Raw genomic sequence first — 13,839 nt, forward strand, 5'->3', positions numbered from 1 at the left:
TGCATGCTTGATATCATTTTTGGGGTGGAACGAATAACGATTCCGAACCAGTTTAAAATCCCCGGGAGCTAAGTTTTCTGTTTGTTTTAGCTCCTTTAGAGATGACGAGTCTATCATGTCAGTGCATAATGGTTTTAGCAATAAGTCATAAAATAGAAGATTACCTTTGGCAGTCAGATATTCAAAACCGATTTTATGATTGAACCGACGAAGGGATGCAATATCAAGATCATCCAACCGATTGGTGGTACATACAAGGATGCCTCTGTATCTCTCCATTTGGGTTAAAAACTCATTGGTGAAACTGATTTCCCAGGAATGTTTTGCCCTGTCACGGCTGAACAATAACGAATCCGCTTCATCAATAATGAATACGGCTTCCTCAGATTCTGCTTCCTGGAACGCACGCTTTATATTTTTTTCCCCTTCTCCAACGTACTTGCTTTGCAAATCACTGATACGTTTACATATTATTTTACGGTCTAGCCGGTTGGCCATGTATCTGGCCAATTCACTTTTGCCGGTTCCCGATGGTCCATAAAACAAAAGGTTCATATTCATGATATGGTGCTGTTTCTCATTTCTTAAGTAGGCATCAAACGTTTCAAGCTGCTTGAACATGGCATTTAGATCTCCGTCAACATTTAAACCATCAATGGAATAGTTCTTTTCAATTGCATCCTTGTTGGTTAATTCCTCTCCATTGTTGACAAGTGTTTGATGAGATTCCAGAGTCATTTTAACCGTATTGAGAAAATTGATTTTTGATGAAGGAGCATTCTCTATAGCTTTTCTTGTAGCAAGATCAATAACTCCTGCATTAACATCATACTTTTTTGCAAAATTGATGATCTCAGCCTGGCTGCAATAAGTTTTGCACTTATTTTTTCTCAGTATGCTGTCCCATAACAACACTCTTTGAGATTGATTGAAGGGTTTAAAAGGAAGACTGAACGCAAACCGACGTAAAACGGAATCTTCTATGGAATCAATCCGATTGGTAACCCAGATCATCCGTGTTCCCGGCTGGTCAAGAAGATGATTGAGCCACCCCTTGTCTTGAGTTTCTCCGTTCATCAGCCATGAGTTTTGTGTATTCAGCAAGTTATCTGCCTCATCAACCAAAACAATAGAGCATTGATTGAAATTGGTTGAAGTTAAACAGGCAATAATGGAAGCTCTTCTGTGCTTGGTGGTATTATCTTCACCACGAGCAATTTCATATGCAGGTGTTTTTATCTGATCTAACAAGCTGTATGCAAAACTTGTTTTGCCAGTTCCCGGGGGGCCATAAAGCAAGATATGGGTGGGTGAATTGGCCTTGGTTTTAAAAAGATTAAGAATATGGCCTGTATGATCTTTTTCAATTAGAAAATTGTTGAGTGAAACAGTGCTTTTTGGAACAGGTTCATAAAACTTTTTTGTAAAATTTTGATCCGACGGATTTTGGATCAAATTTAAAAATTCATTTTCAGGACTGATTCCCCATTTATCAACTTCATATAATCCGATTTTTGTAAGCTTGCCGTATATGGTGGTATGAAGCTCTTTTTTATTGACTCCGAGGATATTGGCCAGATATTTCTGTCCGGCAAACCGATGGCATTCAATGTGGGATATAAAATATTCTTCAGCATAAGAATAGGTGTTTGCAACAAACATAAACGTACAGAGCTCTGTCTCTTTGTCATTGAGTTCAAACAAATTTCTCAGAGCAATGATATTTTTTTCAATTTCAGATTTCTTTTGAAATTGCTGAGATGCTAATTTTTTTTTAAGTAATCTGGATGCATGTTGCCAGAACCTGCAGTTAGTAACAGATTTTGATTCACGGAGCAGCTTGATCATCAATTGTGAAAAATCATAGGGATCTAAGGCTGTTTCTGCAATTTCTTCTTCAAACCGAATTCTATTGTCTATTTCAAATTGGGATAGCAGAAACTTTCCAAGCTCTTGCATTTCTGTACCTAAAAGCCAGCATAATAATTTTAATGTTTCAGAATCAAAACATGGATATCTACGGATATGCCGGTGAAGCCAGATGATACATTTTTTTAATACATAAAGGTCATTGGTATCAGGGTTCATATGGATGCCACTGGTGTTAATATCAGTTTCAAGCGATGGAAATAGCATAGTAGCGTCCTCTACAGTATCTTTGAAAAATGCCGATAATTATTGATGACTTGTTGTCTAAGGCTCTATCCGTACTTCGATGATAGGATCAGTATAATCCAATATCGTTCCATATGGCGGAATGGAAATTCACAATTTTTAGGAGATCGTATGCCGGAGAAAAAGGATTACTACAGCAGCTACGGCCAAAAACTGATCAGCCTTTTTGCTAAGCTTCTTTTCACGCAGCGCAGCCATTCCCTGATCGAACTATCGCGAATGCTCAATTGTTCTAAACAGACGGTGTTACGTTTAGTGGAAGATATTCGCCGTTCTTATGGGGTTGATGTAGAGGAGTACCTGGAAGGGAAAAGGAAATATTATCGAATTCAACGCCTGAAAAGCAGCAGCCCGTCCTTGAATATTACCGAACCCGAATTAAATGCACTAACCATGTGCAAGACATTCGCTGAACACCTTTTAGGAAAAGAGATGTATGAAGAGGCATCGAGAGTTATAGAAAAGAATCAGGCAACGTTATCACCTGAAAAGCTTGGTGGTTCACAGCATTTCGATTCCTTCCGGTCAGGCAGCATCGATTATACGCCTTACCAGGAAACCATACGCATATTGATTGATGCGATGAATGATCGAAAGATTTGTCGTGTCACCTACAAATCAATCTTGGAGACAAAAGCTAAGCAATTTTACATCAAGCCGCTTAAAATCTTTTCCCATAAGGATTCTGTATACCTACATGCCCAACTGGCAAAGGCACCGGGCAAAACATATGTAACGCCCAAATTTGATCCCTTACTGGCAATTCATCGAATAAGAAAAATTAAAACTACTGAGCGTCTCTTTGGGCCTCCCAAAAATTATGACTTCGATAAAGTGTTCAAGCAGAACTTTGGTTTGATCAAGGAGAATGCATTCGAAGTTGAGGTTGAATTCCAGGGATATTTTGCAAAGTATGTGGCTGAACGGATATGGAGCCCGGTTCAATCGATTCGTAATAGGAATGGCAAAACTATACTGAAATTCATTGCCTCGTCAAAACCAGAACTACTCTCATGGATATTGTCGTTCGGTGAGGAGGCCAGAGTTCTTAAACCGAAATGGTTAATAAATCGTATCAAGGAAAAAATCGATCATGTTCAGCTTCAGTATAATTAACGAGAATATATCCTATAAAACCATCTATTTTTCATGGACAGTAACCAAATTGATCTCCTGGGTGGATGTAAATCTGAGCTAAAGCCAGGCGGTATTACACTATCGGCTTTTAAATTTGGTATACGATTATGCAGATTTGCAGGTGCCGATGCTCTCAAGGATGTTTGAAAGGTGGCTGACCGGATACAGATCAATTGGAAATGAAATAGTTGAGTGATGAAGTCAAATAAATTTCACTAAAAATAATTATTTCAGCAAACGTTGAAATAACATAAATTAATGAAATAATATTGACATATTCAAAATTTTCATGATAAAACCCTATTTCAGCATCCGTTGAAATAGGGTTTTATCATGAAAATAGGAGGGCAAAATATCGAAACTACTGCAAGGGCTGCACTCGTATCATGTCTCTCCAGCGTTCCTTTTCTGAAAGCCACCGAAATTCATATAGAATCAAGCGAGCGAATCGATAGGTCGTTTGACATCACAGCTGTATTAGAGCTTGCTGATAGAACGATAAAGCTTTTTGCTGAAGTGAAAAGCAGCGGTCAACCACGTATAGCACGTCAAGCGGTCAATCAGATGCTGCGACATAAGGACAAGTTTCCGGATGCATATTTCGTGTTCATTGCACCCTATATATCGTCAAAATCCGCTGAAATTTGCGAATCCGAAGGTGTCGGACATATCGACCTTTCTGGAAACTGTTTGTTATCATTTGACAATATATATATTCAGAAGAAAGATTATCCCAACCAGTTTATAGAAAAACGAGATCTTAAGTCCCTTTATGCGCCCAAGGCCGAACGCATACTCAGGGCTTTGTTATGCAATCCCGGCAGGAGTTGGAAAATAAAAGAACTGGCTGCCGAGAGTGCGGTCAGCATTGGCCAGGCGTCTAATGTGAAAAGAACATTGGTTGATCGGGAGCTTGTGTCAGGGAAACGAGGTGGAATTCGCCTAATAGACCCCGTAATGTTATTGCGCGAGTGGGCTGAAAACTATGATTATCGCAAAAACGAAGTTCAGGAATTTTATTCTTTAAAGAGCGTTGCCGATGTCGAAAATACCTTGGCCACTCATTGTAATAAACGAAAAATCAGATACGCACTAACCGGATTTTCCGGTGCGGCACGAATAGAACCCGCCGTCAGGTATAAAAAAGCGATGGTATATGCCGCCGACTTGGGTGAAGAGGACTTTTTACAACTGTCGCTAAAAAAGGTAAAAAGCGGCGGCAATCTCCTTCTATTCACGCCATACGATAATGGTGTCTTTTATGGATCACGTAGCATGGATAATATACAGGTTGCTTCAGACATACAGGTTTATTTAGACCTGCAAAGTTATCGCGGGCGTGGTGAGGAGGCTGCACAGGTGCTATACGAAAGGATTGCGGACAAGGCGTGGTAACAAAAACGGATTACAATCAAATTGCGGTTACAGCAGCGTACTCAGTGCTGCTGGAGATTTCCAGGATACTCGGCCAATACAGGGACAAAATGGTCTTGATTGGTGGTTGGGTGCCGCAGTTTCTTTTTCAAAACAAAAATGAATGGCACTCCGGAAGCATTGATATTGACTTGGCGCTTGATCATAAAGGAATTAACGACGAAACTTATCAGGGTATCAAGGGCTTGCTCCTGGAGAGAAATTATAAAGAGGGCAAACAGCCATTCATTTTCCACCGAACAGTCAACATTGACGGAACCGACGTAACGGTTCAAATCGACCTGTTATCAGGGGAGTATGAGGGTACTGGGAAAAGTCATCGTCATCAAAGAGTTCAAGCGTTGCATACTCGGAAAGCCCGGGGATGTGACCTTGCCTTCGAAAATCCCATCGCAGTGACAATCGAAGGTTATCTTCCTGGCGGTGCAAAAGACTCGGCCGCTATCCGGGTAGCATCGATTGTTCCGTTCCTCATCATGAAAGCTATCGTATTGGATGACCGAATGAAGGAAAAAGATGCCTATGATATTTACTATTGTCTCAGACAATATTCCGATCGATTGCATGAACTGGTTGCTGAATTCAGGCCTCATCTGAAAAATCGCTTGATCCAGGAAGGGTTGACAAAATTGGCAAAAAATTTTGCCAGTGAGGAGCACATAGGATCTAAATTTGTATCCGCATTTGAGGAAATAACAGATGAGGACGACCGGATACAAATGGAACGAGACGCGTTTGAGCGCGTAAACTATCTTTTAAGGGAATTGGGTGTCATTTGATCAGAAAGGACGATGACAGTGGACAGTTTACTTCCATTGTAAACGGCTTTAGGGAAAGTAAGCTTCCAGCAAAATAAAAAATGGGCCGACCTTCGCTTTGGTCAACCCATTAAAATGAAACGGAATTTGAAAATTGACAACATTCGATGTAAATATTGTCATCGTTCGTTGTGAGATTGACGCGGTTCGCTGGAACCTACTAATCAGATAAAACTTCGTTTTTATTTGTATAAAATGGTCGGGGCGAGAGGATTTGAACCTCCGGCCCCCTGCTCCCAAAGCAGGTGCGCTACCAGACTGCGCTACGCCCCGACATTTTGTGCCCTCTTAGCACTGTTTATAATCGTTCGCAAGCGTTGACGGATCCGTAAAAAGCCCAATATCTGCGTTACGCTTCATTTCTCGTCACTGCAGCGTACCATAAGTACCCCTCATTCCTCTGGATTTGCAAGCCTTGATCTCGGGCTTTATACGAATCCGTCGGAAATGAGGCTTTTTTACGAGTTCATCAAGCATTGACCGATAAAGTTACGGCACCAGCCCGGGCAGGGCCGTTTCGATGGCGTGGGCCAGTGATGCTGCATACCCGTCCAGCTGCTGCTCAAGCGTTTGCCGGTTGGTTGCCGCTGCCGGGTGTATGCAGCCGACTTCCACCAGCACCGCCGGCAGATCGGCTCCCATCAGGGGCGCCAAGGGAACGCCGCTGACCGTTACGCTGTCAAATGTATCGCTTTCGCCCAATGACCGCTTCAGCGTGGCGGCCAGGTCCTGGCTATGATGCTGATGCTGGATCTGGAGTTGGTTCCATGCCGGCCGGTCGACATCCGATTCGGTCGGCATGCCCTGAGACGACGTCCCGAAAGGAATCCTCAGTCGCTCATCGTTATGGTAGTAGACGGTAGCGGTGCGGTCGCTGCAATAGGGGGCCACCGCAGCGTGGAGGCTGATCATCAGGTCCGCCCGCAGGTGGTTGGCCACGGCAGCCCGATCCGCCGGTGCCATTTGAACATCCGCGGTCCGGGTCAGTTCGACCCGGTGTCGTGCTTCCAACAGGACCGCGATCTTTTGTGCCAGCGCCAGGGTGTATTGCTTTTCGGCAAACTCGCTGCCACGGCCTGCCCCGCTGTCGCTTCCCCCGTGGCCGGGATCCAGGACGATAACGGCCGCCTGAGCGGATCGGGCCGAAAGCAACAACGGCCCGACAAGAAATAAAAAACCGAGGAGCGTGACAACCACCGGGGTTCTAAAAAAGGATAATGGCTTAATCGCGACCATGGTAAACGTGAAATCCTTGACAGAAGGGCCTATCAATATTATTTAATTTGTTTAATTTTTTTGCGAAGTTTAGTTTATTTGCAAAGAAAGTCAAGTTGCAGGATGGGTTTGGTTCAAAAGATGATTCGATGAATCTATGCGAGAGTGGCGGAATTGGTAGACGCACTGGACTTAGGATCCAGCTCTGGCGACAGAGTGGGAGTTCAAGTCTCCCCTCTCGCACCATTTTACCCCGGCATCGTTTTTGGGTTGGCAGCAGGGGCCGGTTGACCTTAGGCAGTTATCGATAGCGGGTCCGCATCTGCGGTGTCAGATGCCATGCCGCATCATTTAATGGCGCAGAACGGCATCTTCATAGACTCTGCGGCACAAATTGAAAATTTTAAAATTGGTTTTTCCATCTGTTGCAAACGAATCACATTGCCAGTATTTTTTTAAAGTAGCCCTGATGCCCGTCGCGTCGGGGCGCTTAATTTTTTACCTGAATCGAGCCGATTCCGGCGCCGGTCAGCAGCCCAGGCTGCTCCAAAAAGGGCTTCGTTCAGGGTTTAGAAAGGATGAATATGAAGGTTACCGTTGAAGATCGCAGTTCCGTAAAGAAAGTATTGCACATTGAGATTCCCGAGGCGGATGTGACCCGCGCATTGGACGAGGCTTACCAGACCTTGAAAAAGACCGCCAAGGTCAAGGGCTTCCGGCCGGGTAAAACCCCGCGCGGGGTGCTCGAACGGTTTTATAAAAAGGACGTGAATGCCGATGTGGCCGGAAAGCTGATCCAGGATGCTTACGTGGATGCGCTGAAGGAGACCGAACTGAAGGTTGTCGGCTCACCCAGCGTAGATCCACCCGATTTGGCGGGCAAGGGCGACTATTGTTTTGACGCCGAGGTTGAGGTTCACCCGGAGATTGCCGATATCGGTTTTACGAACCTGAAGCTGAAAAAGACCCTCTACAAGGCCGGTGATGAAGAGGTGGACGTCCAGATCCAGATGATGCAGAAGAACCTGGCCAAAAGGGAACCCATTGACGAACAGCGCCCGGCGCAGAACGGTGATTTCGTTCAGGTGGACTACGAAGGCTTCAAGGACCAAAAACCCTTTGAAGAAACGGAGAAAACTGAAAATTTCGTGATCAAACTCGGCGATGCGCACATTGCCGACGATTTCGATAAGGGCGTCGTCGGCATGAACCCCGGAGACGAGAAGGAAATTACCGTTTCGTTTCCCGACGAATACTTCAACAAGAAATTGGCCGGCCATACAGTGGACTTTAAGGTTAAGCTCAACGAAATCCGCAAAGAGGTGCTGCCGGAGATCGACGATGAGATGGCCAAGCAACTGGGCCCGTTTACCACCCTCGATGAGGTTCGGGATAAAATCAGAGAGAACCTGACGCAGGGATACGACAAACGCATCGAACAGGAACTCAACGAGCAGATTTTCAGCCAGATCCTGGAAACGACCGAATTCGAAGTTCCTGATGTAATGGTGGAATATGAACTCAACAGTATCATTGCCGATGCGGAGCGGTCCTTTTCCTACCACAACAAGACCTTTGAGGAAGCCGGTATCTCCCGGGAGAGCCTTGCGGAAAAATACCGCGATACCGCCGAAAAACAGGTTCGCCGCCAGCTGATTTTGGGTAAGATCATCCAGCAGGAAAAGATGGAACTGGCTGATGAAGACCTGGAGAAAGGGTTTGAAGAGATGGCCGCTACCTACGATCAGCCGGTGGACGTGATCAAGGGGTTCTACGGAAACAGCGGTGACAAGCTGGAGCTTTTTAAGCACGCCTTACTTGAAAAACAGGCGATTAAGCTTATAATGGAAAGGAACGAGATTGAATCGGTGGAGCCGGAAAAAGAGGCACCCGAGGCTTAAAATCAGGCTATTTTTTTCACCGTTGCGGTGGGCGTTGCAATCCAGCGGCTGCCGCTGTATCCTGCGTTTATCATGCCATCGGTTTTGAATGGGGTGCAGTGCCCGGCGGTGCGCTTAACGATGAACTCGAAAAAGATGTAAAGGAGACGAGATCGTGGCATTAATTCCGATGGTCATTGACCAAACCAGCAGGGGAGAGCGAGCCTACGACATCTACTCGCGGCTCCTGAAAGACCGCATAATCTTTCTGGGAACTGCCATCAACGACGATGTGGCCAATCTGCTGATCGCCCAGATGCTGTTTCTTGAATCGGAAGATCCTGACAAGGACATCAATCTTTACATCAACTCCCCCGGCGGTGTTGTCACTTCCGGGCTGGCGGTATATGATACCATGCAGTACATCAAGCCCGATGTGACCACCGTTTGCATCGGCCAGGCCGCCAGCATGGGTGCGCTTCTTCTGGCTGCAGGCGGCGAAAAGAAACGCTACGCCTTGCCCCACGCGCGGATCATGATTCACCAGCCCATGGGCGGGTTCCAGGGCCAGGCGTCGGATATTGCCATCCAGGCCAAAGAGATCCTGCGCATGAAAGACGCCCTGAACGACATCCTGGTGCGCCACACCGGCAGGAGCGTGGACGACGTCCAGAAAGATACCGACCGTGACAACTTCATGTCCGGCAAAGAGGCAAAAGTTTACGGCATCGTGGACCATGTCATCACCAACCGGGATGACCTGGATCATTTAACCGACACGGAGGAATGACATGGCCAAAAAAGATGAGCCCAACGATAATCTTTTCTGCTCCTTCTGCGGGAAGAATCAGAAAGAGGTCAAAAAGCTGATCGCCGGACCGGCGGTTTACATCTGCGATGAGTGCATCCAGCTGTGCAGCGAGATCATTGAGGAAGAGAATGAAAAAGAGGCGGGTGAGTTTGAGAACCTGATGATTCCCCATGAGATCAAGACCCGGCTGGACGACTATGTGATCGAACAGGACGTGGCCAAGAAAATCCTGGCGGTGGCCGTATACAACCACTACAAACGGCTGGATACGACCATCAACTCCGGTGAAGTGGAGATTCAGAAGAGCAACATCCTGCTGATCGGCCCCACCGGTTGCGGCAAGACGCTGCTGGCCCAGACCCTGGCACGGTTTCTTAACGTGCCGTTTACGATTGCCGACGCCACCAGTCTGACCGAGGCCGGCTACGTGGGCGAGGATGTGGAAAACATCATTCTTTCCCTGTTGCAAAACGCCGATTACGATGTGGAAAAGGCCAAGCGCGGCATCGTCTACATCGACGAAATTGACAAGATCGCCAGCAAGTCGGACAATCCCTCCATCACACGGGACGTGTCCGGAGAAGGTGTTCAGCAAGCCCTGCTTAAAATCATCGAGGGGACCACTGCCAGCGTCCCGCCAAAGGGTGGCCGCAAGCATCCCCAGCAGGATTTTGTGAAGGTTGACACCTCCAATATCCTTTTTATCTGTGGTGGCACCTTCAACGGGCTGGAGCAGATCATCAACCGACGCATGGGCAGCAAGCTCATGGGGTTTGGCGCCAAGGTCAAAAAGGAGAATGAACGCAGCCTCGGCGAGACGCTGCTCGAGGTCAAACCCGAAGACCTGATCAAGTTTGGCCTGATTCCCGAGTTTCTCGGCCGGCTGCCAGTCATGGCCACCCTGGATGAGCTCAGTGCCGAAAGTCTGGTTCGGATTCTTACCGAACCGAAAAATGCATTGCTCAAGCAGTACAAGAAGCTTTTCGAAATCGAGGGGGTGAACTTACGGCTCACGGATAGCGCACTGGCAGCCATTGCCGATGAAGCACTGAAGCGAAAGTCCGGGGCCCGGGGGCTGCGTGCGATCATGGAATCCTGCATGCTGGATATTATGTACGATATTCCCTCAAAAGAAGATGTCAAAGAGTGCGTGATCGGTGAGGAAGTGGTGCTGAAAAAAGAAGCGCCGATCCTGCTTTATGAACCCTCTAAAAAGCAGGCCTGATACAAACAACCACCGGCAGACCCAAGTGGTTTGCCGGGGATCGAGGCAAACGATATACTATGGTCAATATTCCGAAGTTTTTTAAGAATCAAGAGATGGAAGCCCCCACGGAAGTGCTTCCCATGCTGCCGCTGCGGGACATCGTGGTGTTCCCCCACATGGTGGCCCCGCTTTTCGTCGGTCGCGACAAGTCCGTCAGTGCGCTCTCCAGCGCCATGAACAAGGACAAGCGCATCTTCTTGGCCACCCAGCGAAACGCCGGCGTCGACAACCCCGCGGAAAAAGATATCTGCGATGTGGGCGTCATCGGTACGGTGCTTCAGCTGTTGCGGCTTCCCGACGGTACCGTCAAGGCGCTGATCGAAGGAAAACAGCGAGCCCGCATCGAAAGATACGTGACCAACCCTGAATTTTTTGAAGTCGATTTGTCACTGTTGCCGGATGTGCCCGGTGACACCATCGAGGTGGAAGCCCTGATGCGCGCGGTGATAGAGGACTTCAGCGAATATGCCGGTATTAACAAGAGTATTTCCAAAGAGCTGCTTTCCAAGATTTCTGCCATACCCGATCCATCAAAGCTGGCCGATTCGGTGGCGTCGCATTTCTCGTTCAAACTCGAAAGCAAACAGAATCTGCTGGAAACCGCTGACCTGGGCAAGCGTCTTTCCCTGCTGGTCAAGCTGATCAAGCTGGAAATGGAAGTCTATCAGATGGATCAGCGGATCAAGGGCCGGGTCAAGGAGCAGATGGAAAAGACCCAGAAGAACTACTACCTGAATGAGCAGATGCGCGCCATCAAAAAGGAGATGGGCAGCGATGACGAGGTGGGCGATGAGCTTAAGGATCTGGAAAAGAAGATCAAGCGCAAGCGCATGTCCAAGGAAGCATCAACCAAGGCCCGTCAGGAGTTCAAAAAGCTCAAGCTAATGACGCCCATGTCGGCCGAGGCCACGGTGGTGAGAAATTATATCGACTGGATGATCAGCCTGCCGTGGTTCAATAAAAGCCGTATCCGCAACGATCTGATCGAGGCGGAGAAAATACTCAACGAAGACCACTACGGTCTGGAAAAACCCAAAGAGCGTATCCTCGAGTATCTGGCGGTGCAGACGCTGGTGAAAAAACTGCGTGGCCCCATTCTCTGTCTGGTGGGCCCGCCCGGTGTGGGCAAGACCTCGCTGGCAAAATCCGTTTCCCGGGCCACGGGGCGCAAGTTTGTGCGTTTGTCCCTGGGCGGTGTTAGGGACGAGGCCGAAATCCGGGGCCATCGTCGTACCTACATCGGGGCCATGCCCGGAAAGATTATCCAGTCCCTGAAAAAGGCGGGGGTGAACAATCCGGTCTTCTGTCTGGATGAAGTCGACAAGATGAGCATGGATTTTAGAGGCGATCCTTCATCCGCCCTGTTGGAGGTGCTGGATCCGGAGCAGAATTACAGCTTCAACGACCATTATCTGGACATGGATTACGATCTGTCGGATATTTTGTTTATCACCACCGCCAACACGCTTCCGGACATCCCGCTGCCGCTGCAGGACCGGATGGAGATTATCCGGCTGCCCGGCTACACGGAACTGGAAAAATACAACATCGCCAAAGCGTTCCTGGTGCCCAAGCAGATCCTCGCCAATGGCCTCAAGGATGAAAATATCGCATTCTCCAAGGCAGCCATTTACATGATCATTCAGCGCTATACCCGTGAGGCGGGTGTGCGCAACCTGGAGCGGGAGATCTCTTCCATCTGTCGGAAGATCGCGCGAAAAGTGGTCAATCAGAAGGAGGAGAAAAAGCATATTATCTCAGCCACCACTATCGCCAGCCTTCTGGGGCCGCCGCCATTCAAGATCAGCCAGATCGAGGAAGTGGATCAGATCGGCCTGGTGACTGGACTGGCCTGGACCCAGGTTGGCGGCGAGCTGCTGTATGTGGAAACGCTGACCATGCCCGGCAAGGGGAAACTGAGTATAACCGGCAAGCTGGGTGACGTGATGAAAGAGTCGGCCCAGGCTGCGGTCAGTTTCGTGCGTTCCCGAGCCGATAATCTGGGCATCCATAAAGATTTTTACAAAGATCTGGATCTGCACATCCATATTCCCGAAGGCGCCATTCCCAAAGACGGCCCGTCGGCCGGAATTTCCATGTATACCTCTCTGGTGTCTGCGCTGACCCGCCGACCGGTTCGGCGGGACGTGGCCATGACCGGTGAAATCACTCTGCGTGGGCGCGTTCTGCCCATCGGCGGCCTGAAGGAAAAAATGCTGGCCGCCCATCGGGGCGGGATCCGTAAAGTGATTATTCCCAAGGAAAACGAGAAAGATCTTAAAGATATCCCCAAGATCGTCACCCGCCAGATGAAAGTGGTGACGGTGGAACATATGGACGAGGTGCTGGTTCATGCGCTGGTGCTGAGTCCGGGAGAGCGGCTGTTCACCAACAATGACATGCCCATTCCGGTGGAACAAGGTGGCTCCGATCAGCCCCAGATATCTATCAATTAAATAGTATTCGCGTCCTGATTTTGGACTTGACTTTGTTAGGGTGAATTGGTAGCTAAGCATTTCTTCTTTTGCCGGCACGGGAAGGAAGGCTCTTTATAAATTCGGGCGGATAGCTCAGTTGGGAGAGCACCGGCCTTACAAGCCGGGGGTCACAGGTTCAAGCCCTGTTCCGCCTACCAGCCAACACGCTGATATCATTTCGGGGGTGTAGTTCAGTTGGTTAGAACGCCGGCCTGTCACGCCGGAGGTCGCGAGTTCGAGTCTCGTCGCTCCCGCCATAAAATCAAGGGGTTAGCCAGAAATGGTTAGCCCTTTTTTATTTACTGAGTGAATTTTTGAGTGAATTTTTAGACGATTTTACGAGTTTATCCATTTCGAGCAGTTTTATAGCTGCCTTCGTGTCGGTATAATTTCCCTCAACGTAGATTTCAGTTGTTGTCTGCCGACGATGTCGGAGAACCTGCTGAACTTTTTTCAACCCTACTTTTTGAATATCATTGAGATACTTGGCAACTGTGTGCCGGATGTCATGATATCCCAATGGTTCGATCCCTGCCTTTTCACAGAGACTTTTGAGCGTCTTGCGCCTTTCATCATAAGGTTTACCATAATATTTGCTCTTCGGATTCATATGGCAGAAAACGTA

At 47.9% G+C, this 13,839-nt stretch carries 10 protein-coding genes and 4 tRNA genes; 10 read left to right on the forward strand and 4 right to left on the reverse strand.

Annotated elements, in window-relative coordinates:
- Positions 1-2,136, reverse strand: a 2,136-nt coding sequence (locus QNK41_RS09930) for an AAA family ATPase (RefSeq protein WP_319256270.1), incomplete at its 3' end; no start/stop codon positions are given.
- A gap of 150 nt (positions 2,137-2,286) precedes the next feature.
- On the opposite strand from QNK41_RS09930, the gene QNK41_RS09935 reads away from it, so the two are divergent.
- From QNK41_RS09935 to QNK41_RS09945, 3 genes are all read left to right on the forward strand, one after another.
- On the forward strand, positions 2,287-3,291 hold the full coding sequence (locus tag QNK41_RS09935; protein ID WP_319256272.1) for a WYL domain-containing protein: 1,005 nt from the start codon (positions 2,287-2,289) through the stop codon (positions 3,289-3,291).
- A 354-nt stretch (positions 3,292-3,645) separates the two neighbouring features.
- Complete coding sequence (locus tag QNK41_RS09940; RefSeq protein ID WP_319256274.1) at positions 3,646-4,707, forward strand: type IV toxin-antitoxin system AbiEi family antitoxin; 1,062 nt, start codon at positions 3,646-3,648, stop codon at positions 4,705-4,707.
- Positions 4,701-5,525 (forward strand): nucleotidyl transferase AbiEii/AbiGii toxin family protein, encoded by an 825-nt coding sequence (locus QNK41_RS09945; RefSeq protein ID WP_319256276.1) that lies wholly within the window; start codon positions 4,701-4,703, stop codon positions 5,523-5,525. The genes QNK41_RS09940 and QNK41_RS09945 overlap by 7 nt, the downstream gene beginning before the upstream one ends.
- 235 nt (positions 5,526-5,760) lie before the next feature.
- On the opposite strand, the gene QNK41_RS09950 is transcribed toward QNK41_RS09945, so the two are convergent.
- Positions 5,761-5,837: transfer RNA gene (locus QNK41_RS09950), tRNA-Pro, on the reverse strand.
- A gap of 216 nt (positions 5,838-6,053) precedes the next feature.
- On the reverse strand, positions 6,054-6,800 hold the full coding sequence (locus tag QNK41_RS09955) for an N-acetylmuramoyl-L-alanine amidase (protein WP_319256278.1): 747 nt from the start codon (positions 6,798-6,800) through the stop codon (positions 6,054-6,056).
- Positions 6,801-6,938: 138 nt separating this feature from the next.
- Between QNK41_RS09955 and QNK41_RS09960 the strand changes: the two genes are divergently transcribed.
- The 7 genes from QNK41_RS09960 to QNK41_RS09990 all read left to right on the forward strand — a co-directional run bounded on the left by QNK41_RS09960 (position 6,939) and on the right by QNK41_RS09990 (position 13,471).
- Positions 6,939-7,025, forward strand: a tRNA-Leu gene (locus QNK41_RS09960).
- Positions 7,026-7,363: 338 nt separating this feature from the next.
- Positions 7,364-8,680, forward strand: a complete 1,317-nt coding sequence (tig, locus tag QNK41_RS09965) for a trigger factor (RefSeq protein WP_319256280.1) — start codon at positions 7,364-7,366, stop codon at positions 8,678-8,680.
- 154 nt (positions 8,681-8,834) lie between these two features.
- A complete protein-coding gene (gene clpP, locus QNK41_RS09970) occupies positions 8,835-9,449 on the forward strand; it encodes an ATP-dependent Clp endopeptidase proteolytic subunit ClpP (RefSeq protein ID WP_319256282.1) in 615 nt (204 codons plus the stop codon).
- Position 9,450: 1 nt separating this feature from the next.
- Positions 9,451-10,695 carry an ATP-dependent Clp protease ATP-binding subunit ClpX gene (clpX, locus tag QNK41_RS09975; protein ID WP_319256284.1) on the forward strand — a complete coding sequence of 415 codons (1,245 nt, stop codon included), beginning with the start codon at positions 9,451-9,453 and terminating at the stop codon, positions 10,693-10,695.
- 95 nt (positions 10,696-10,790) lie between these two features.
- Positions 10,791-13,193 carry an endopeptidase La gene (gene lon, locus QNK41_RS09980; protein ID WP_413815137.1) on the forward strand — a complete coding sequence of 801 codons (2,403 nt, stop codon included), beginning with the start codon at positions 10,791-10,793 and terminating at the stop codon, positions 13,191-13,193.
- 103 nt (positions 13,194-13,296) lie between these two features.
- Positions 13,297-13,372, forward strand: a tRNA-Val gene (locus QNK41_RS09985).
- 22 nt (positions 13,373-13,394) lie between these two features.
- Positions 13,395-13,471, forward strand: a tRNA-Asp gene (locus tag QNK41_RS09990).
- A gap of 38 nt (positions 13,472-13,509) precedes the next feature.
- Here the strand turns inward: QNK41_RS09990 and QNK41_RS09995 are convergent.
- Positions 13,510-13,839: tyrosine-type recombinase/integrase (locus QNK41_RS09995; RefSeq protein ID WP_319256290.1), on the reverse strand; the 330-nt coding region annotated here is incomplete at its 5' end.

Source organism: Desulfosarcina sp. (assembly GCF_033791525.1).
Lineage (GTDB): Bacteria > Desulfobacterota > Desulfobacteria > Desulfobacterales > Desulfosarcinaceae > Desulfosarcina.

Bases quoted from the DNA above. Each gene is read 5' to 3' on its own strand.
- QNK41_RS09935 (WP_319256272.1), top strand. From the start codon at position 2,287: ATGCCGGAGAAAAAGGATTACTACAGCAGCTACGGCCAAAAACTGATC.
- QNK41_RS09940 (WP_319256274.1), top strand. From the start codon at position 3,646: ATGAAAATAGGAGGGCAAAATATCGAAACTACTGCAAGGGCTGCACTC.
- QNK41_RS09955 (WP_319256278.1), bottom strand. From the start codon at position 6,800: ATGGTCGCGATTAAGCCATTATCCTTTTTTAGAACCCCGGTGGTTGTC.
- tig (WP_319256280.1), top strand. From the start codon at position 7,364: ATGAAGGTTACCGTTGAAGATCGCAGTTCCGTAAAGAAAGTATTGCAC.
- clpX (WP_319256284.1), top strand. From the start codon at position 9,451: ATGGCCAAAAAAGATGAGCCCAACGATAATCTTTTCTGCTCCTTCTGC.
- lon (WP_413815137.1), top strand. From the start codon at position 10,791: ATGGAAGCCCCCACGGAAGTGCTTCCCATGCTGCCGCTGCGGGACATC.